Source organism: Cellulomonas pakistanensis, assembly GCF_016862755.1.
Taxonomy (GTDB): domain Bacteria; phylum Actinomycetota; class Actinomycetes; order Actinomycetales; family Cellulomonadaceae; genus Cellulomonas; species Cellulomonas pakistanensis.
In genome coordinates, this window is the sequence record NZ_BONO01000031.1 from 1 (window position 1) to 19,998 (window position 19,998).

At 75.1% G+C, this 19,998-nt stretch carries 17 protein-coding genes; 9 read left to right on the forward strand and 8 right to left on the reverse strand.

The genetic code is table 11. The annotated features are described in order from the left end of the window. Nucleotides 1-376: ATP-binding cassette domain-containing protein (locus tag Cpa01nite_RS16540; RefSeq protein WP_203669964.1), on the forward strand; the 376-nt coding region annotated here is incomplete at its 5' end. Next, entirely contained in the window at nt 373-1,629 is a 1,257-nt protein-coding gene (locus Cpa01nite_RS16545) for an ABC transporter permease (RefSeq protein WP_239068863.1), read from the forward strand. The genes Cpa01nite_RS16540 and Cpa01nite_RS16545, both read left to right, overlap by 4 nt. A 22-nt stretch (nt 1,630-1,651) precedes the next feature. Here Cpa01nite_RS16545 and Cpa01nite_RS16550 read toward each other — a convergent pair whose 3' ends face one another. Then, a complete protein-coding gene (locus Cpa01nite_RS16550; RefSeq protein ID WP_203669965.1) occupies nt 1,652-2,299 on the reverse strand; it encodes a TetR/AcrR family transcriptional regulator in 648 nt (215 codons plus the stop codon). 65 nt (nt 2,300-2,364) lie between these two features. After that, nucleotides 2,365-4,419 (reverse strand): beta-galactosidase, encoded by a 2,055-nt coding sequence (locus tag Cpa01nite_RS16555; RefSeq protein WP_239068864.1) that lies wholly within the window; start codon nt 4,417-4,419, stop codon nt 2,365-2,367. A 256-nt stretch (nt 4,420-4,675) separates the two neighbouring features. On the opposite strand from Cpa01nite_RS16555, the gene Cpa01nite_RS16560 reads away from it, so the two are divergent. From Cpa01nite_RS16560 to Cpa01nite_RS16570, 3 genes are all read left to right on the forward strand, one after another. Further along, nucleotides 4,676-5,824, forward strand: coding sequence for a glutathione-independent formaldehyde dehydrogenase (locus Cpa01nite_RS16560; RefSeq protein WP_203669966.1), 1,149 nt, complete (start codon nt 4,676-4,678; stop codon nt 5,822-5,824). Between the two features lie 128 nt (nt 5,825-5,952). After that, a complete protein-coding gene (locus Cpa01nite_RS16565; RefSeq protein WP_203669967.1) occupies nt 5,953-6,744 on the forward strand; it encodes an ANTAR domain-containing protein in 792 nt (263 codons plus the stop codon). A 32-nt stretch (nt 6,745-6,776) separates the two neighbouring features. Beyond that, entirely contained in the window at nt 6,777-7,091 is a 315-nt protein-coding gene (locus Cpa01nite_RS16570; protein ID WP_203669968.1) for a sulfurtransferase TusA family protein, read from the forward strand. Nucleotides 7,092-7,104: 13 nt separating this feature from the next. Here Cpa01nite_RS16570 and Cpa01nite_RS16575 read toward each other — a convergent pair whose 3' ends face one another. Both Cpa01nite_RS16575 and Cpa01nite_RS16580 read right to left on the reverse strand, forming a co-directional pair. After that, entirely contained in the window at nt 7,105-8,007 is a 903-nt protein-coding gene (locus Cpa01nite_RS16575; protein WP_239068865.1) for a siderophore-interacting protein, read from the reverse strand. A 139-nt stretch (nt 8,008-8,146) separates the two neighbouring features. Beyond that, a complete protein-coding gene (locus Cpa01nite_RS16580; protein ID WP_203669969.1) occupies nt 8,147-8,605 on the reverse strand; it encodes a MarR family winged helix-turn-helix transcriptional regulator in 459 nt (152 codons plus the stop codon). A gap of 101 nt (nt 8,606-8,706) precedes the next feature. On the opposite strand from Cpa01nite_RS16580, the gene Cpa01nite_RS16585 reads away from it, so the two are divergent. After that, entirely contained in the window at nt 8,707-9,939 is a 1,233-nt protein-coding gene (locus Cpa01nite_RS16585; RefSeq protein WP_203669970.1) for an MFS transporter, read from the forward strand. A gap of 157 nt (nt 9,940-10,096) precedes the next feature. After that, nucleotides 10,097-13,294: an efflux RND transporter permease subunit gene (locus tag Cpa01nite_RS16590; protein WP_203669971.1), complete on the forward strand. Its 3,198-nt coding sequence runs from the start codon at nt 10,097-10,099 to the stop codon at nt 13,292-13,294. On the opposite strand, the gene Cpa01nite_RS16595 is transcribed toward Cpa01nite_RS16590, so the two are convergent. From Cpa01nite_RS16595 to Cpa01nite_RS16610, 4 genes are all read right to left on the reverse strand, one after another. Continuing rightward, complete coding sequence (locus tag Cpa01nite_RS16595; protein ID WP_203670005.1) at nt 13,274-13,897, reverse strand: response regulator; 624 nt, start codon at nt 13,895-13,897, stop codon at nt 13,274-13,276. The genes Cpa01nite_RS16590 and Cpa01nite_RS16595 overlap by 21 nt on opposite strands. A 65-nt stretch (nt 13,898-13,962) precedes the next feature. Continuing rightward, nucleotides 13,963-15,324: a sensor histidine kinase gene (locus tag Cpa01nite_RS16600; RefSeq protein WP_203669972.1), complete on the reverse strand. Its 1,362-nt coding sequence runs from the start codon at nt 15,322-15,324 to the stop codon at nt 13,963-13,965. Between the two features lie 177 nt (nt 15,325-15,501). Further along, nucleotides 15,502-16,326 carry an ABC transporter permease subunit gene (locus Cpa01nite_RS16605; RefSeq protein WP_203669973.1) on the reverse strand — a complete coding sequence of 275 codons (825 nt, stop codon included), beginning with the start codon at nt 16,324-16,326 and terminating at the stop codon, nt 15,502-15,504. Continuing rightward, on the reverse strand, nt 16,323-17,291 hold the full coding sequence (locus Cpa01nite_RS16610; protein WP_203669974.1) for an ABC transporter ATP-binding protein: 969 nt from the start codon (nt 17,289-17,291) through the stop codon (nt 16,323-16,325). Before Cpa01nite_RS16610 ends, Cpa01nite_RS16605 begins: the two co-directional genes overlap by 4 nt. A 269-nt stretch (nt 17,292-17,560) precedes the next feature. Between Cpa01nite_RS16610 and Cpa01nite_RS16615 the strand changes: the two genes are divergently transcribed. Both Cpa01nite_RS16615 and Cpa01nite_RS16620 read left to right on the forward strand, forming a co-directional pair. Then, nucleotides 17,561-18,427 carry a Bax inhibitor-1/YccA family protein gene (locus tag Cpa01nite_RS16615; RefSeq protein WP_203669975.1) on the forward strand — a complete coding sequence of 289 codons (867 nt, stop codon included), beginning with the start codon at nt 17,561-17,563 and terminating at the stop codon, nt 18,425-18,427. A gap of 108 nt (nt 18,428-18,535) precedes the next feature. Next, on the forward strand, nt 18,536-19,942 hold the full coding sequence (locus Cpa01nite_RS16620; RefSeq protein ID WP_203669976.1) for a cystathionine beta-synthase: 1,407 nt from the start codon (nt 18,536-18,538) through the stop codon (nt 19,940-19,942). Nucleotides 19,943-19,998 lie beyond the last annotated feature (56 nt).

Here is a 19,998-nt window from a genome sequence, read left to right on the forward strand (position 1 = left end):
CACGGTGCTCGACAACGTCCTGCTCGCCACCCTGTACGGCGGCGTGCCCCGGGCGGAGCGCCGGGCCCGGGCGCTCGCGGCGCTGGACCGGGTGAACCTCGGGCACCGGCTCGGGTTCCTGCCCACGACGCTGTCGGGCGGCGAGCGGCAGCGGGTTGCGGTCGCGCGCGCCGTGGTCGCGTCGCCCGGCGTCCTGCTGGCCGACGAGCCGTCGGGCAACCTCGACACCCACAACTCCGCGGAGGTGCTCGACCTGTTCGACGAGCTGCACGCCGAGGGGCTCACGCTCGTGGTCATCACCCACGACGACGTCGTCTCCGCCCGCGCCCGGCGCCGGGTGCGGATCGCCGACGGCCGGCTGACGGAGCTCGCGTGAGCGCCCCCGCCTCCCTGGTCCGCGAGACCCGCCGCGCCGACCGGTTCGGCCTGCGGGACCTGCTCGCCGAGGCCGCCGCGGGGATCGACTCCCGGCCCGGCCGGCTGTTCCTCACCATCCTCGGCACCGTGCTGGGCATCGCCTCCGTCGTCGTCACGGTCGGGCTGGCCCAGACGGCGGCCGGCCAGATCGCCCGGCGGTTCGACGCGGTGGCCGCCACCCAGGCCATGGCCACCGCGAGCACCACCCGCGGGGCCGACGGGAACCAGCGCGCGACCGCGGCGCTGCCCTGGGACGCGCCCGACCGCGCCGGGCGGCTGGCGGGCGTCGAGGCGGCCGGGCTCGTCGCCCCGGTCGACGTCGCCGGCGCCGCGGTCACGGCCGTGCCGGTCAACGACCCGTCCGCGCCGGCCGCCACCTCCGTCGCCGTCCTCGCCGGCACCGGTCGTCTGCTCGACGCCGTCCGGGGGCGGGTCGTCACGGGTCGGTTCTTCGACGCCGGCCACGACGCCCGGGCGGACCGCGTCGTCGTGCTCGGCGAACGCGCCGCCGACCGGCTCGGCATCTCCCGGGTGGACCGGCAGCCGGCGATCTTCATCGGCGACCGCACGTACACCGTCATCGGCGTCGTCGACGGCATGCAGCGCCGCACCGACCTGCGCGACTCCGTCCTGCTGCCGCTCGGCACCGCCCGTGCCGACTTCGGGCTCGCCGCGCCGGAGGAGCTGCACCTGCGGATCGCCGTCGGCGCGGGTCCCGTCGTCGCCGCCCAGCTGCCCGTCGCGCTGTCGCCCAACGCGCCCGAGACCGTCACCGTCCAGGTGCCCGGCGCCTCCGGTGCGGTCCGGGAGGACGTGCAGGCCGACATCAACACGATCTTCCTGGCGCTCGGCGGCGTCGCCCTGCTGATCGGCGGCCTCGGCATCGCCAACGTGACCCTGCTGTCGGTCATGGAGCGCGTCGGCGAGATCGGCCTGCGCCGGGCGCTCGGCGCGCGGCAGCGGGACATCGCGGCGCAGTTCGTGCTCGAGTCGGCGACCGTCGGCCTGCTCGGCGGCATGGTCGGCGCCGCGCTCGGCGTCGGCGTCGTCGTGGCCGTCTCCGCGGCCCAGTCCTGGACGCCCATCCTGCACCTCGGCGTCGTCCTCCTGTCCGCGGCGGGCGGTGGCGTGGTCGGCCTGCTCGCCGGCGTCTACCCGGCCGTCAAGGCCGCGCGGGTCGAGCCGATCGCGGCGCTGCGCGGCGGGGTCTAGCCGCGCGGCGGGACGGGTGCCGTCAGCGGTACCCGTCCCACACCGGCGACGGGTAGAGCACCCGCTCGAACTTCGCCCACTCCGTCGCCAGGTCGACGGCGGGGCGGCGGAACGAGCGGATCTGCAGCCCGTCCATCGCCTCGATCGTCATCTCGACCAGGTCCCGGAGGCCGTCGAAGGACCCGGCCTCGGGCGGCAGCCGCCACGAGAACCCGCGGTAGAAGCCCCAGACCTGGTCGGGGCGGTCGAGGAAGTAGTCGTGCGCCGGGTGGTCGGGCGAGGACGCCTCGACGCCGAGCACCGTGTACAGCCGGAGCAGCTCGGGCCGCGCCGCGTTGAAGTCGACGAGGAACCGGAAGTAGCCCGGCAGCGAGATGCCGTCGGGGTGCGTCGCGGCCGGGTCCCCCGTGGCCACGTAGTCGTCGGGCGTCCCGCGCCGGTCGTACAGCTGCGAGACGACCAGCTCGAGCAGTCCCTCCTTGCTGCCCACGTGGTGCAGCAGCCCGGCCTGGGTGATCCCGACCTCGGCGGCGACGTCGGCGAGCGCCACCCCGTTGAACCCGTGCCGGGCGATCAGCCGGGTGGCCACCTCGAGGATCTGCGCCTGGCGCTGCTCGGGGGACAGGCGCACGCGGCGGCGCACCTGCGGGTCCTGCTGCTGCGCCGTCACGTCGCCTGCTCTCCGTCGGGGGTCCTCGCGCACGACCTTAAGCCGCGCGCGAGGACCGTCCCGCCTCAGGACTCCAGGACCACCAGGTCCCAGGGCCCGATGGTCAGCGCGTCGCCCGCGGCGACCGCGGCGCCGTCGGCGAGCACGGACCGGCCCGCCACCGGTGCGGGCAGCGTGACCGGCTGGGCCGAGTAGTTCAGCAGGTACGAGATCGCGTTCCCCGCGGCGTTCGTGCCGCGGCGCACCGACACCGTGCCGGCCAGGTCCTGTGCCCAGTCCGCGATCCCCGCGTCCCGGACGGCCAGGGTCAGGGCGGCGCGGAGCAGCTCCGGCGAGGTCATCGTCCCCAGGTGCAGGGACGACCCGTCACCGACCCGGTTCCGGGTGATCGCCGCGTACGGGCCCCACGCCGGGTGGTCGTACGAGGCGAGCGCCTCCGCGCCGTGCGGGTCGAGCAGCTCGAGGAACGCCTGCGCCCCGGCCGCCGCACCCTCGGCCGCGCCCGGCACCGCGGCCAGGTCGCCGTGCAGCGCCAGGCCCACGCCGTCGCCGGGCACCGTGTACTGGTTGTACGTGACGCCGGTGACCTCGGTGAGGCCGTGCGGCGCGGTGTCGTGCCAGACCTGCACGTGCTCGTCGGCGACCGCCGTGCGGAACGTCGTGACCAGGTGGCCGCCGCCGCGCGCGTACGCCGCCAGCCGGTCGACCGTCGCCTGCGGCGCCGCGTACAGCACGGGCACCACGAGCAGGTCGTACCGGCCCAGGTCCTCGTCGTCGACCGACACGAAGTCGACCTCGACGTTCAGGTCGAACAGCGCGTCGTACACCCAGCGCAGCACGTCGTTGTAGCCGAGCGACGACCCGAACACCCCGTCGATGAACCCGGTCTCGATGGTGAACCACCGCAGGGCCGTCAGAGCCTCGTTGCTCACCATGACCGCCGCGCGGTTGTGCTTGCGCAGGTGGATCAGCGACGAGCCGACCCGCTGCGCCTCGCGGCCGAACACGCCGGCCTCCTCGTACGTCGGGTTGCTCCGCAGGTCGTGCGACAGCAGCCCGCGCCAGTACGTCTCGAAGGAGTGGTGGATCGAGTGCCAGTGCCAGTACAGGAGGCCGTCGGCCCCGCCGGCCAGGTGGCTGTACGCCTGCAGCCGGAGCTGGCCCGGGTAGGGGAGCCAGCCGAGCTGGCCCTGCGCCTGCGTCTCCAGCACCAGGTAGTTCGCGCCGCCCTTGATCGAGCGGGTCATGTCGCCGCCGAACGCGATCTCCTTGCCCGTGAGCCGGGACTGCGTCGGGTGGTAGATGTCGACCCCCGCGACGTCGACCGTGGCCGCCGCCCGGAAGTGGTCCACGGCCGGCTGCAGGCCGTACGACCAGCCGGGCGTCCAGTCGAAGTCGAAGTTCTGGGTGACGAACTGGTCGTCCCGGGCGTACTCGCGCACGATCCCGGCCTGCCAGCCGAGGAACTCCTCGACGAGGCGGCGGCGGAACGCGTCGAACGCCGCGCCCAGGGACCCGTTGATCGTGCCGCGCACGTCCGGGAAGTCCTCCCAGGCGTCCACCCGGTTCGACCAGTAGTCCAGGCCGAACGCCGCGTTCAGCGCGTCCAGGTCGCCACCGAACTCCTCGCGCAGGTGCTTCACGAACCGGCGCTGCACCGCGGGGCCGGCCGTCTCGTGGTACTTGGTCTCGTTGTCGACCTGGAACCCGATCACGCCGCGGCGGTGCGCCGTGCGCTCCAGGAGCCGCCGGATGACCCGCTCGGCGTGGAACAGGTACGTCGGGTTCGTGATGTCCATGATCTGCCGGGCGCCGTAGCGCCCCTCGCCGGCCCGCGTCGTCGCCAGCACGTCCGGGTGCGACTGCACCAGCCACGCCGGGACCGCGTAGGTCGGGGTCCCGACGATCACGTGGATCCCGGCCGCCTCGAACGCGTCGAGCGCGCGGTCGACGTGCGTGAAGTCGAAGACGCCGGGCTGCGGCTCGAGCGTGCTCCACGTCGACTCGGCGATCCGGACGACCGTGATCCCGGCCGCCCTCATCATCTCGACGTCCGTCTCGATCCGGTCGGTCGGCATGTACTCGTCGTAGTACGCCGCACCGAACAGGAGCTCGTCCACCGGTTCACCCTCCGTCGCGCGAAGCCGGTGCCCGCGCGCGGCGCGGGTCCGGCCGGTCCGCCCTCGGACCGGCGGCCACTCTACCTACCGAACGGTAGGTAAGAGCAAGGCCGCGCCGGGTCCGCGCCGCGCCGCACCTCGGCCGCGCCCCCGGATGCCGGGTCGGCGCCGCCGACGGAGGATCGAGGGCGACCCGCCGCGTGCCGAGCGCGGTGACCAGGGGCGGCCCACGAGGCCGCCGAGGAGGGAGCACCGCATGCGCGCAGTCGTCTACCGCGGTCCGAAGCAGGTCGAGGTCGTGGAGGTCCCGGACGCCCGGATCGAGCAGCCCACGGACGTGCTCGTCCGGATCACCACCACCAACATCTGCGGGTCCGACCTGCACATGTACGAGGGCCGCACCTCCGTGGAGGAGGGCAAGGTGCTCGGCCACGAGAACATGGGTGTCGTCGAGGAGGTCGGCCCCGCCGTCACGCGGATCAAGGTCGGCGACCGGGTCAGCGTCCCGTTCAACATCGCCTGCGGCACCTGCCGCAACTGCCTGCAGGGCTGGACCTCGTTCTGCCTGCGCACCAACCCGATCGAGGGCATGGTCGGCGCCGCCTACGGCTACGCGAACATGGGCCCGTACGACGGCGGCCAGGCCGAGTACCTGCGCGTGCCGTACGGCGACGTGAACCTGCTCGAGCTGCCCGAGGGCACCGAGCACGAGAACGACTTCACCATGCTCAGCGACATCTTCCCGACCGGCTGGCACGGCACCGAGCTCGCCCGCATGCAGCCCGGCGACGACGTCGCGGTGTTCGGCGCCGGCCCGGTCGGGCTCATGGCGGCGCACAGCGCCCTGATCCGCGGCGCCTCGCGCGTGTTCGTGGTCGACAAGGAGCCGGACCGGCTGCGGCTCGCCGAGAGCATCGGCGCCGTCGGCGTCGACTTCTCCGCCGGCGACCCGGTCGAGCAGATCATGGACGCCACCCAGGGGCGCGGCACCGACTGCGGCGTCGAGGCCGTCGGGTACCAGGCGCACGACCCGTCCGGCGACGAGCAGCCCGAGCTGGTGCTCGACAACCTCGTCTCCGTCGTGCGGGCGACCGGCGGCATCGGCGTGGTCGGCGTGTACATGCCGGAGGACCCGGGCGCCGCCGACGAGGGCGCGAAGCAGGGCCGGATCGGGTTCGACTACGGCACGTTCTTCACCAAGGGCCAGCACATGGGCACCGGGCAGGCGCCCGTCATGCGGTACAACCGCCAGCTCCGCGACCTCATCGTCGCCGGCCGGGCCACGCCGTCGTTCATCGTGTCCCACGAGCTGCCGCTCGACCAGGCCGCCGAGGGCTACCGCCGGTTCGACGACCGCGAGGACGGCTGGACCAAGGTGCTGCTGCGCCCGGGCCAGGCCGCCTGAGCCGTCCCGCCGCCGGCGTCCCGGGGCCGGGGGCGTCACCCGTCCGGGTGGCGTCCCCGGCCGCTCGGGCGCACAATGACGCCCTGTGCAGCGCCGCGCAGCACGACGCCTGACGTCAGGACCGCACCATGAGCACCCGAGGGTCCGACGAGGTCCTGCGCGTCGACGCGGACGCGTCGCTCGACGCCCTGGTCCACACGCTGACGCACCACGCCGCGCGGACGCTCGGCGTCGTCGCGTCCGCCTGCGCCGCCGCGACCGTGCGCGGCTGCGACCGGTGGCTGGCCGCCGCGTCCGTCGCGGTCGCGCGCTGCGACGCCGTCCAGGACCGCCCGCGGCTCGGGCCGCGCTACCTCGTGCGGTCCACCGGCGCGCCGGTCGTCGTCCCGGACGTCGCCGCCGACGACCGGTGGCCGGTGTGGAGCCACGCCTGCCGCGTCCAGGGCTTCCGCTCCGCGATGGTCGTGCCCGGCACCTACGGCGACGTGACCGTGCACCTCTCGCTGTACTCGCCGGAGGCCCCCGACTGGGACGCCGTCACGCCCCGGGCGCTCGGCCTCGCGCACGGGATCGCCACCGTGGTGGCGGCGCGGGACGAGGTCATCGCGCTCGCGCAGACGATGGACGACCTGCTCGCGTGCAGCCGCACCCAGGCGGTGCTCGACCGTGCGGTGGGCGTCGTCATGGCGCGGCAGGGGTGCGACGCGTCCGAGGCGATCGCCTACCTCAAGGCCGCGTCCGGGGCGCGGGACGCCCGGGAGGTCGCGGCGGCGCTGGTCGCGGGCGCGACGACGGCGACGGCGTCGCCCGGGCTGGTGGCGCAGCGGGACGACGGCCCCGACGCCGAGCTCGGCCTCGCCCCCGAGGTCGGCAGGTCGGTGCCGGGGTCGGCAGCCAGAGGTGCCGACCTCGGGGCCTGAGTGCCGACCTCGGCGCTCGGTACAGTCCGATCGTGCCCACCCCGCCCGACGCCGCCCCCGCGCCCGGCGCCCCCGTGCACGTGGACGGCGGCGACCTCGGCTGCGCCCGGCTGCTGGTCCTGCTCCGCGCCCGGGCGCGCGAGCTCCCGCCGGGGACGGTCGTGCACCTGACGACGTCGGACCCCGTCGCGCCGATCGACCTGCCCGCGTGGTGCCGGCTGACCGGGCACCGCTACCTCGGCCCGGTGCCCGACGGCCCGCCGCCCGCGACCTACGCGGTCGAGGTCGCCGCGGACGCCCGCCCGACCGACCCCGACCGCCCCTGGCACGCGGCGCCGGGCGCCTGACGCGCGGCGCCGGTCAGTCCAGGCCCGCGGCCGCCTCGGCGTCCTCGATGCCGCGCAGCCACTCCCGCTTGCCCGCGCGCCAGCCCTCGTCGTCGGCGCCGAGCCGCCAGTACCCGGAGATCGACAGGTCGTCCTTGCCGAGCCCGCGCTCGACGCGCAGGTAGCGCCGGAGCTCGCGCACCGAGCCGGCCTCGCCGTGCACGAAGGCGTGCACCCGGCCGTCCGGCCACGGCAGTGCGCGCACGGCCTCCACCAGCCGGGCGCCCGGCGCGGCGTCCCCGGCGTGCACCCAGCGCAGCGCGATCCCGTCGGGGACGTGCAGGGCCTGCTCCTCGGCGCGGTCGTGCACCTCGAGCACGGCGTACCCGGACGCGGCCGGCCCCAGCCGCTCCAGCGCGACGGCGATCGCGGGCAGCGCGGACGCGTCGCCGGCGAGCAGGTGGTGGTCGGCGGTGAGGTCGGGGGTGTAGCCGCCGCCGGGGCCGACCACGACGACCTCGTCGCCGGGCGCCGCCGTCGCGGCCCACGGGCCGGCGATGCCCTCGGCCCCGTGCACGACGAGGTCGAGGGTCAGGGTCAGCTCGAGGTCGTCGAACCGCCGCACGGTGTAGGTCCGCATCCGCGGCTGGTGCTCCGGCGGCAGCGCGGCGCGGGCGGCCTCCAGGTCGACCCGGCCGTCCGGCGTGGTCCAGGCGGCGAGCACGTCGGCGCCGGACGCCGTCTCCCCGAGGCCGGGCACGAACAGCAGCTTGACGTAGGAGTCGGCGTGCGGCGACGGCGCGAACCCGGCGACGCCGGGGCCGCCGAGCGTGAGCCGGACCATCGCCGGGGTGAGGTGCTCGGCGTGCAGGACGGTCGCGCGCAGGGCGGTCCGCGGGGGTCGCCGTGCGGCGGTGGTCGGCTCGGTCGTGGTCACGCGGGAGCACCTTCCAGTGGTTCGAGGTGCCGGACGGGTCGGCGTGCGGGCGGCGCGCGGCCCGGGGGCGTGGCCGGTGCGCCGCGGTCGAGCGTAGGTGCTCGCCGCCGCGTGCGTCACGCGCGACGTGGCGGACGCCTCACCGGTCGCCGTGCGCGCGGCCCCAGGTGTCGACGTCGGCGTTCAGGCGGGTGAGCAGCCGCGCGAGGTCGCCGCGGTCCTCGGCGGACCAGCCGTCGAGCACCTCGCCGTACAGCCGCGCCCGCACCTCGCGGGTGCGCTCGAGCGCGGCGAGGCCCTCCTCGGTGGGGCGGACGAGCGTGACCCGCCCGTCGCTGGCGTCGGCGGCGCGGACGACCTGGCCGGCCTGCTCCATCGCGAGCACCTGCCGGGTGACGGTGGACGGGTCGAGCCGCAGGGCGTCGGCGATGCCGTTCACGCTGGTGGGGCCGTCCTGGGCGAGGACGCCGAGGACCAGGTAGGCGGAGCGCTCGATCTCGCCCCGCGCGCGGGCGCCGGCCCGCCGGGTGCGGTCGGAGAGGCGCAGGAGCATCGCCACCTGGGCCTCGATCGTGCGCAGGGAGTCGTCCGGCTGCATGGTCACCTCGTCGTCGGGTCGGCCCCGGCAGTCTGCCACGTCGCGCCGGACGTAAAGCTGTACAGTACAGATAAATCAGCACGGACGACCGAAGGACCCGCATGCCCAGCCGGCACCCCGAACCGAACAAGACAGCCATCTACGCCACGGCCCTGACGGCGTTCTTCGCGATCGCCGGCATCGCCGTCGTCGACCCGATCCTCCCGGTGATCGGGGAGGAGATCGGCGCCTCCACCTGGCAGATCGAGCTGCTGTTCACCGCGTACCTGGTCGTGATGGCCGTCGGCATGATCCCGGCCGTCATCGCCACGGGCCGGTACGGCTACCGCAAGGTCCTCGCCACCGGCGTGACGGTGGTCGCCGCGGCGGCGCTGCTCGCGGCGCTGTCCGGGAACATCCTCGAGCTCGCGGTGCTCCGCGGCCTGTGGGGCCTGGGCAACGCGATGTTCTTCGCGACGGCGATGGTCCTGCTGGTCGCGCTCGCCACCGACCGCGAGTGGGTGGTCGAGCTGTTCGAGACCTGCGTCGGCCTCGGCTTCGCGGTGGGCCCGCTGATCGGCGGCCTGCTCGGGCAGATCTCGTGGCGGGTGCCGTTCGCCGCGTGCGGCCTGTTCATGCTGATCGCGCTGGCGATGTCGGTCACGCGGCTGCGCGACCCGCAGGACCCGCCGTCGGCGCTCACCCTGCGCGACGTGTGGCAGCCGTTCCGCCGCCCGGCGTTCCGCACGCTGTGCGTGGTGACGGCGGCGTACAACTTCGTGTTCTTCGTGGTGCTCGGCTACACGCCGGTGTTCCTCGGCCTCGGCGTCGTGCCGCTCGGCCTGGTGTTCACGGCGTGGGGCGTCGGCCTGGCGTTCGGCATCCTCGTGGTGGGCCACCGGCTCGCGCACCGGATCGGCGCGGTGGCGACGGTCGGCGTGGCGATCGCGGGTCTGCTGGTGGCGCTGGTCCTGCTCGCGACGAGCGCGGGCACGGCGGAGTCGGTCGTGGTGCTGGTGCTGGCCGGCGTGTGCATGGGCATCGCCAACGCCAACCTCACGGACCTGGCCCTCGGCCTCGGCGGGGCGGAACGCCGCACGACCACCGCGGCGTTCAACCTGGTCCGGTGGGGCTGCGCGGCCCCGGCGCCGGTGATCGCCGGCCTGCTGCACCCGGTGAGCGCGACCGCGCCGTACTGGGTCGGCGCCGGCGTGCTGGTGATCGGCGTGGCGGCGTTCGCGTGGAAGGGGCGCGCGATGGCGCACGCGGTCGGCGAGCGGCTGTCCTTCCGCCGCTGGGACCGCGCGGCGCTCGCGGCCGAGGGCGCCCCGGAGGAGGCCGTCGGCGAGGTGTGAGCCCGCGGGGAACCACCCGGCCGCCCCGGCCGTTCACCCCACGACCGCGCTCCACGGCCACGACGGCCGGGTGGCGCGGTCGCGCCGTGCCCGGACGTCCTCCGGCGCGGCGCACCGGACCCCCGGCCCCGCGCGGGCCACGCACCGTGGAGCACGCATGTCCCGTCTGACCCGGCTGTCGCTGGCCAACCGCGCGGTCATCGCGCTCGTCACCGCGGCCATCGCGGTGTTCGGCGTGGTGAGCCTCGGCTCGCTCAAGCAGGAGCTCATCCCGTCGCTGCAGATCCCCACGGTCGCCGTGGTGGCCGCGTCGCCGGGCTCGGCGCCGGACCTGGTCGAGCAGCAGGTCACCGAGCCGATCGAGGCCGCGCTCACCGGGATCGCGGGGGTCGAGGACGTCGAGTCCACCGCGTCGACCGGCCTGTCCACGACGACCGTGATGCTGACCTACGGCACGGACACCGGCGACGCGGCGCAGGACGTGCAGCGGGCGCTCGAGCGCGCGGCGACGACGCTGCCCGAGGACGTCGACCCGCAGGTGATCACCGGCTCGATCGACGACCTGCCCGTGGTGCAGCTCGCGGTGAGCGCGGGCGCCGGCGCCGACGACGCCGCCGCGGTCGACCCGGCCTTCGTCGCGACGCTGAACGAGCAGGTGCTGCCGCGCCTGCAGGAGATCGAGGGCGTCCGCGACGTCACGCTGACCGGCACCGCGGAGGACCTGGTCACGGTCGACCTGGACCTGGCCGCCGCGACGGCCGCGGGCGTGTCGCCGGCGTCGGTCACGACCCTGCTGCAGGACTACGGCGTGGCGCTGCCCGCCGGCTCGGTCGACGACGGCGACCGGACGCTCTCGGTGCAGGTCGGCGCGGTGCTCACCTCGGTCGACGACCTGCGCGCGCTGCCGCTGGCCTCGGCCGCCGGCGCGCCGGTCACGCTCGGTGACGTCGCCACCGTCACCGAGGGCACGGCCGAGCCGACCTCGTTCTCCCGCCTGGACGGCAGCCCCGCGCTCGGCATCGCGATCACCAAGACGCCCGAGGGCAACACCGTCGAGGTCTCGCACGGCGTGACCGAGGCGCTCGACGAGCTGTCCGCGGTGGTCGGCGACGACCAGGTCGCCGTGGTGTTCGACCAGGCGCCGTTCATCGAGGAGTCGATCCACGGCCTGGCGACCGAGGGCGGGCTCGGCCTGGTGTTCGCGGTGGTCGTGATCCTGGTGTTCCTGGCCTCGGTCGCCTCGACGCTGGTCTCCGCGATCTCGATCCCGCTGTCCCTCCTGGTGACGTTCATCGGCCTGCAGGTGAGCGGCTACTCGCTCAACATCCTCACCCTCGGCGCGATGACGGTGGCGATCGGCCGCGTCGTCGACGACTCGATCGTGGTCATCGAGAACATCAAGCGGCACCTGTCGTACGGCGAGGGGAAGCTGCCCGCGATCCTGACGGCCGTCCGCGAGGTCGCCGGCGCGATCACGGCGTCGACGCTCACGACCGTGGCCGTGTTCCTGCCCATCGGCCTGGTGGGCGGGATGGTCGGCGAGCTGTTCCGGCCGTTCGCGCTGACCGTCGCGATCGCGATGACCGCCTCGCTGGTCGTCGCGCTGACGATCGTCCCGGTGCTCGCGTACTGGTTCATCCGGACGCCGAAGGGCGAGGACCCGGCGGCGGCCCGCGAGGCGGCCGAGGAGAAGGAGCGCCGCGGGCGCCTGCAGCGCGGCTACCTGTCGACGCTGCGCGCCGCGCTGGCGCACCCGGTGTGGACGATCGGCATCGCGGTCGCGGTGCTCGGCGGCACGCTCGCCCTGACGCCGCGGCTCGAGACGAACTTCCTCGACTCGACCGGCCAGGACACCGTCACGGTGACCCAGACGTTCCCGGCCGGCACCTCGCTGGCCACGCAGGACGACGCCGCCCGGGAGGTCGAGCAGCAGCTCGGCGACCTGGCCGGGGTCGACACCGTGCAGACGACCGTCGGGTCCGCGGGCGGCGCGGCCGCGTTCTTCGGCGGCGGGGGCGCGCCCACGGCGAGCTACGCGCTCACCCTGGGCGCCGACGCCGACGCCACCGCGGTGCCGGACGCGATCCGCGAGGACGTGGACCCGGCCGGCGACAGCACGCTGAGCGTGTCCGGCGGCGACGCCGCGTACGGCAGCTCGACGGTCGACGTGGTCGTGCAGGCGGCCGACGCCACGACGCTGGCGGACCTCGCCGCGCAGGTCGAGGAGACGGTGCGCGGCGTCGAGGGCACCACGGACGTCACGAACGACCTCGCGGCCGAGCAGCCGACCGTCCGCGTCGAGGTCGACCGTGCGGCGGTGGCCGCGGCCGGGCTGACCGAGACCCAGGTCGCGGGCACGCTGGCCGGGATGCTGAGCCCCCAGGCCGTGGGCCAGGTGGACCTGGGCACCGGCCCGGTCGACGTGGTGCTCCGGACCGGCGCCGTGCCGGCGACGGTCGACGAGCTGCGCGCCGTGGTGCTGCCGGGCGCCGCCGGCGTGGTGCCGCTGACCGCGGTGGCGTCGGTCGACGTGGTCGACGTGCCGACCTCCGTGACCCGGATCGACGGGCAGCGCGCCGCCACGGTGTCGGCGACCCCCGCGGGCCAGGACCTCGGCACGCTGACGTCGGAGCTGCAGGCGGCGGTCGACGGCATCGAGGTGCCGGACGGCGCCTCGGTGACGATCGGCGGCGTGTCCGCGGACCAGGCGGACGCGTTCGCCGACCTCGGCCTCGCGCTGCTGATCGCGATCGCCATCGTCTACGTGGTGATGGTCGCGACGTTCCGCTCGCTGCGGCAGCCGCTGGTCCTGCTGGTGTCGGTGCCGTTCGCGGCGACCGGCGCGCTGCTCGGCCTGCTGGCGACGTCGACCGCCCTGGGCGTCCCGGCGCTGATCGGCGTGCTCATGCTGATCGGCATCGTGGTGACCAACGCGATCGTGCTCATCGACCTGGTGAACCAGTACCGGCGCGACGGGATGCGGCTCGACGAGGCCGTCGTCGAGGGGGCGCGGCACCGGCTGCGGCCGATCGTCATGACCGCGGCCGCGACGATCTTCGCGCTCGCGCCCATGGCGTTCGGGCTCACCGGCGGCGGCGTGTTCATCTCGCGCCCGCTGGCGATCGTCGTGATCGGCGGGCTGCTGAGCTCGACGCTGCTCACGCTGGTGCTCGTGCCGGTGCTCTACACGCTGACGGAGCGGCGCGGGGAGCGGAAGCGGCTCGCGCGGGCGGGGGAGGGCGTCGCCGCGGCGCCCGCCGACGGCGCCGCGGACCTGGACGGCGAGCACGGCCGGCACGCCGCCGCGCCGGCCGCCGCCGGGCCCGCCGGGGCGTCAGCGGCCCACGAGTCCTGACTCGTAGGCCAGCACCACCGCCTGCACCCGGTCCCGGACCCCGAGCTTCGCGAGGATCCGGCCGACGTGCGTCTTGACGGTCGCCTCGGACAGGAACAGCCGCTCGGCGACCTCGGCGTTGGACAGGCCCTCGGCGACCGCGAGCAGCACCTCGCGCTCGCGCTGCGTGAGCTCGGCGAGCCGGGCGTCGGTGCGTGGCGCGGGCGCGGCGTCGTCGCCGGGCAGCTCCTCGGCGAACAGCTCGAGCATCCGCCGGGTGACCCGCGGGGACACGACGGCGTCGCCGGTGGCGACCGCGCGGATCGCGGCGGTGAGCTCGGCGGGCCGGGCGTCCTTGAGCAGGAAGCCGCTGGCGCCCGCGCGCAGGGCGGCGAACGCGTACTCGTCGAGGTCGAACGTCGTGAGGATCAGCACCCGGGACCGGGAGCCCGCCGCGACGATGCGCTCGGTGGCCTCGATGCCGTTGGTGCCGGGCATGCGGACGTCCATGAGCACGACGTCCGGGTCGAGGGCCGCGATCTGGCGGATCGCCTCGGCGCCGTCGCCGGCCTCGCCGACCACGGTCAGGTCGTCCTCGTCGTCCAGCACGAGCCGGAAGCCCATCCGCAGCAGCGGCTGGTCGTCGACCAGCAGGACGCGGATCGGCGCGGGGCCGTCGGGGGTGGTGGTCACGCGGGCTCCTCGGTCGGGGTGGTGGCGGGGCCGTCGGGGACGTCCTCGGTGCGCAGCTCGACGTGCACGCGCCACCCGCCGCGGTACGGCCCGGCCGCCACGGAGCCACGGTAGACCGCCGCGCGCTCCCGCATGCCCACCAGGCCGCGCCCGCCGCGCACCGGCACCGGTGCGGTGACCGCCGCGACGCCCTCGGCGTCGGTCCGCGCGGCCAGCGGGTCGTCGCGCCGCTCGGCCAGGCGCTCGCCGAGCCGGCCGAGGCGCCCGGGCTCCGCGGCGCCGTCCGCCACCGGCCCGGCCGCGTTGCCGTCGTCGACGACCTCGATGCCGACCCGGCCGGCGCCGTGCCGCACCAGGACGTCGACCCGCGCGCCGGCGCCGGCGTGCCGCAGCGCGTTCGTGAGCGACTCCTGCACCACCCGGTAGACGGTGAGGGCGAGCGCCGCGTCCGCCGGCAGCGCGGGCCCGGCGGTCGTGAGGTGCACCGTGAGCCCCGCGGCGCGGAACTGCTGCACCAGCGACTCGAGGTCCTGGGTGCCCGGCTGCGGCTCGAGCGGCACGTCGGCGCCGCGCAGCACGCCCAGCATCCGGCGCATGTCCGCGAGCGCCGACCGCCCGGTCTCGGACAGCAGGTCGAGCGCGGCGACGGCGTCGTCGGGGGAGCGGCGCACCGCCACCCGCGCGCCGTCCGACAGGGCGATCATCACCGTCAGCCCGTGCGCGACGACGTCGTGCATCTCGCGGGCGATCCGGGTCTGCTCGGCCGCGGCGGCGAGCTTGGCGTGCTGCTCGCCGGCGTCGACCAGCTGCTGGTGCCGCTCGACCAGCGCGCGGGTGTGCAGCCGGCGGCCGCGGACGTTGGCGCCGACGGCCAGCGCGATCAGCCCCGCGACGAGGATCGACCCGATGTCGACGTTCAGCCGCGCGTTCTCGGGGCGGAGCACCGCGCCCCAGAGCAGGAACGCGCCGAGCACGGCGACGGTCGCGCCGCCGAGCAGGAGCCAGCCCTGGCGCTGCGGCCGGGTGGCCGCGACCACGTACAGGCCGAGGGCGAACGCGACGTCCTCCGCGCCCACGGAGCCGGTCAGCAGCACCTGCACGACGGCCATGACGCCGAGCGCGAGCGTGACCCGGACCGGCCACCGGCGCCGGAACCACAGGGCGCCGAGCGACAGGACGGTGAGCGCGAGCGAGACGCCGGCCGCGGCCCCGGAGAGCACCACCGCGTCCGCGGCGACGCCGACGTTCGGCCCCTCGCCGTCGACGACCGGCCCGACGGACGAGATCGCGCCGAGTGCGAAGAACGCGCACACCAGCACGTCCGACGCGCGGGGGTGCACCGCGAAGAACCGGCGCACGCGGCCGAGCCGCCGCGCGTCGAGCTCGGTGAACGCGGCGGGTGCGGCGTCCGGGGTCTGGCTCAGCGGGTCCTCCGGGGGTCGTGGCGGGGCCGGGGGCGGCCCGGTGGGCGGGCCGGGAACCGGCGGTGGCCCCGTCCCGGGTCGGGACGGGGCCACCCTAGGGTGCGGCGCGGGTCAGGCGTCGCGGCGGCGCAGCAGGACCGCGGCGGCGGCCAGCAGGACGACGCCCCAGGCGACGAGGACGCCGTAGCCCTCCCAGGGGCCGAGCACGGCGTCCGGGTTGTCGGTGAACACGAGCTGCGAGCCGGCCGACATCGGCAGGTACGGGCTGATCTTCTCGAAGAAGGTCCAGGGGATGAGGGCGAACACGCTCTCGACGACCAGGAGCAGGCCGAGCACCGTCGCGAGCGCGCCGGCGGAGTGCCGGAGCAGGGCGCCGATCGCGTACGCCAGCAGGGCGATCGCCGCGAGGTACAGCGGGGCGCCGAGCAGGATGCGCTGGTTCATCTCGAGCCCGAGGTCGACGCGGTGCGCCTCGCCCAGGACGGGGTAGGTCACGGCCCAGGACACCAGGGTGGCCACGACGCCCGTGGCGAACGCGACCGCCACCACGACCAGGCCCTTGGCGAGCAGCGCCGGCGTGCGGGTCGGGGAGGTCGACAGGGTGCTCCGGATCATCCCGGTCGAGTACTCGCCGGTGATCGCGAGGACGGCCAGGACGCAGATCGCGAGCTGGGCGAACTGGAGGCCGCCGACGATGTCGGCCGCGGTGATCGTGTAGTCGATCCCGCCCTCGCCGAACTCCTGGGTCCCGAAGTAGGCGATGAGCCAGGCGATGCCGGCCTGGGCGACGACGGTGATCGGCAGTACCCACCAGGTGGAGCGCAGCGACCACAGCTTGATCCACTCGGACCGCAGGAGGCGGCCGAAGGTGACCCGGGCGGCGCCCGACGGGCGGGCCGCGGCGCGGGTGGCGGGGACGGTGGCGGTGGCGCTCATCGCCGGGCCTCCTGGGGGATCGCGGGCGCCTGGCCCGGCTGGACGGTGGTCCCCGCGCCCGTGGGGGCGGAGTGGTACTCGACGTCGTCCGCGGTCAGCGACATGTACGCCGCCTCCAGGGACGCGGCGACCGGCGTGAGCTCGTGCAGCACGACGCCGTCGCGGGCGGCGAGCTCGCCGACGGCCTCGGCGGTCGCGCCGGTGACCTCGATGAGGCCGGCCTCGACCGAGGTGACGGTGGTGTCCGGGCCCTGGAGCAGCTCGGCCAGGCGGGCCGCCTGCGGGCTGCGCACCCGGACCCGGGTGCCGGACGCGCCGGCGACGATGTCCGCGACGGGCGCGTCCGCGATGATCCGGCCGCGGCCGATCACGAGGATGTGGTCGGCGGTCAGCGCCATCTCGCTCATGAGGTGCGAGGACAGGAAGATCGTCCGCCCCTCGGAGGCGAGGTGCTTGACCAGGTTGCGCACCCACAGCACGCCCTCGGGGTCGAGGCCGTTGACGGGCTCGTCGAGGATCAGCGTGCGCGGGTCGCCGAGCAGCGCCGCGGCGATGCCCAGCCGCTGCCCCATGCCGAGCGAGAAGCCGCCGACGCGCTTGCCGGCGACGGCCTGCAGGCCGGTCATCTCGATGACCTCGTCGACCCGCTTCCGGCCGATGCCGTGCGTGGCGGCGACCGCCCGCAGGTGGTTGGTGGCGGAGCGGCCGGAGTGCACGGCCTTCGCGTCCAGCAGCGCGCCGACCTCGGTCAGCGGGCTCTTGAGCTGCGCGTAGGGGCGGCCGTTCACGGTGACGGTGCCGGACGTGGGCCGGTCGAGGCCCATGATCATCCGCATCGTGGTCGACTTCCCGGCGCCGTTCGGGCCGAGGAAGCCGGTGACCTTGCCGGGCTGCACGGTGAAGTCGATACCCGCGACAGCAGTCTTCTGACCGTACTTCTTGGTCAGTCCTCTTGCCTCGATCATGGTGTCCTCACAGGGGTGGTCTCCAGGTACGTGTCGAACCTACGGAGCCGGGTCCCGCCGGCGGAACGCCCCTGGGGCCGATTCGTCGGGGTGGTCGCCTCGCCCGGACGGCCGACGCCCTCAGCCGTGGGGATGATGCGGGGGGCGCCGGGATCGGCCGCCGGGATGGTCGTGGACCCGTACCGGCCCGCGGGAACTTCCGCGGGGGCCGTGGCGTTCTAGGGTCAGTGCCACTGCCGGCTCGATCTCGAACCGACCTCGGAGGACCCATGACCAACCCGGTGTTCACCAACAGCGCCGTCTTCGGCGACCCGCGCAAGAGCGGGTCCCGCGGCGGCCGCGCGCAGCAGCCGACCGCCCAGCCCGGCGCGTACGGCGCCACGGCCACCGGGCCGGTGATCGAGGCGCAGTCGCTGGAGCAGATGTACGGCGCGCCCGCGGCCACCACCCGGGACACCGGCCGGCTGACCTACGACGACGTCATCATCAAGACCGGCGGGCTGCTCGCGCTGCTCGTCGCCGTCGCCGCCGCGACCTGGAACTTCGCGCCGGGGCTGTGGCCGGCCGGCGCGCTCGTCGGGCTCGTGCTCGGCCTGGTCAACGCGTTCAAGCGGAACCCGAGCCCCGCGCTCATCACGCTGTACACCGTCGCGCAGGGCGTGTTCCTCGGCGGCATCAGCCTGGCGTTCCAGAACATGACCATCGACGGCACCACCGGCAGCGCCGAGCCGATCGTCTTCCAGGCGATCGTCGCGACGATGGCCACGTTCGCCGCCGCGCTGTTCCTGTTCAAGTCCGGCAAGGTCCGCGTCACGCCGAAGTTCACGCGCTGGCTGCTCATCTCCATGGTCGGCTACCTGGCGTTCTCGCTGGTGAACTTCGGCCTGTCGTTCTTCGTCGACAGCGCCGGCTTCGGCCCGCTCCGCGACGGCCCCTTCGGCATCATCATCAGCCTGGTCGCGGTCGGCCTGGCCGCTGCGAGCCTGATCATGGACTTCGACGCCATCAAGCGTGGCGTCGAGCAGGGCGCCCCCGCCAAGATGGCCTGGTCTGCCGCGTTCGGCCTCATCGTCACGCTGGTCTGGCTGTACCTCGAGATCCTGCGCCTGCTGGCGATCCTGCGCGGCAGCGACTGACCGCTCCCGCCCGCGTCAACCCGCGACGACGGCCCCGCACCCCGGCCCTAGGCTGGGCGGCGGGGCCGTCGTCCGTCCCCTCCCCTTCGCACCCGCACCTGGAGACCCGTGAAGTACGCGCAGCACATCTCCGAGCTCGTCGGCGGCACGCCGCTGGTCCGGCTCAACGCCGTCACCGAGGGCCTGTCGGCGACGATCCTGGCCAAGGTCGAGTACTTCAACCCGGGCGGCTCCGCCAAGGACCGCATCGCGCTGCGGATGATCGAGGCGGCCGAGGCCTCGGGCGAGCTGCAGCCGGGCGGCACGATCGTCGAGCCGACGAGCGGCAACACCGGCGTCGGTCTGGCCCTGGTGGCGCAGCGCAAGGGGTACCGCTGCGTCTTCGTGTGCCCGGACAAGGTCTCCGAGGACAAGCGCGACGTGCTGCGCGCGTACGGCGCCGAGGTCGTCGTGACGCCGACCGCCGTGCCGCCGGACCACCCGGACTCGTACTACTCGGTGTCCGACCGCCTGGTCACGGAGATCGAGGGCGCCTGGAAGCCGAACCAGTACGCCAACGTCAACGGCCCCGCGAGCCACTACGCGTCGACCGGCCCGGAGATCTGGGCCGACACCGACGGCCGGGTCACGCACTTCGTCACCGGCGTCGGCACCGGCGGCACGATCACCGGCACCGGCCGGTACCTGCACGACGCGTCCGCCGACCGCCCCGAGGCCGACGGCGGCCCGGTGCGGGTGGTCGGCATCGACCCGCTGGGCTCGGTGTACTCGGGCGGCGACGGGCGGCCGTACCTGGTCGAGGGCGTCGGCGAGGACTTCTGGCCGGCCGCGTACGACCCGTCCGTGCCGGACGAGATCATCGCGGTCTCCGACGCGGACTCGTTCGCGATGACGCGGCGGCTCGCCCGCGAGGAGGCGCTGCTGGTCGGCGGGTCCTGCGGCATGGCCGTCGAGGGTGCGCTGCGGCTCGCCCGCCGGCTCGAGGAGGAGGACCCGGCCGCGGCGGCGCGCGCGGTGATCGTCGTGCTGCTGCCGGACAGCGGCAAGGGGTACCTGTCGAAGATCTTCAACGACCGGTGGATGCGGTCGTACGGGTTCCTCGACTCCGAGGCGGGCGCGACGGTCGCGGACGTGCTGCGCACCAAGGACGGCAGCCTGCCGGCGCTCGTGCACACGCACCCCAACGAGACCGTCCGCGACGCCATCGAGATCCTGCAGGAGTACGGCGTCTCCCAGATGCCCGTCGTCGGCGCGGAGCCCCCGGTGAAGATCGGCGAGGTCGCCGGGTCGGTGTCCGAGCGCGAGCTGCTGGACGCGGTGTTCTCCGGGTCGGCGTCGCTGTCCGACCGGGTGGACCGGCACATGGCCGCGGCGCTGCCGCTGCTCGGGTCGGGCGAGTCCGTCGGGTCCGCCCGCGAGGCGCTGCAGAAGCACGACGCGGTCATGGTGGTCGACGACGGCCAGCCCGTCGGGGTGCTCACCCGGCACGACCTGCTGGCCTACCTGGCGCGCTGACCCGCCGCTGCGACCCGGGTGGAGCGTCCTGGGCGGACACGCCCCGCGTGCCGAAC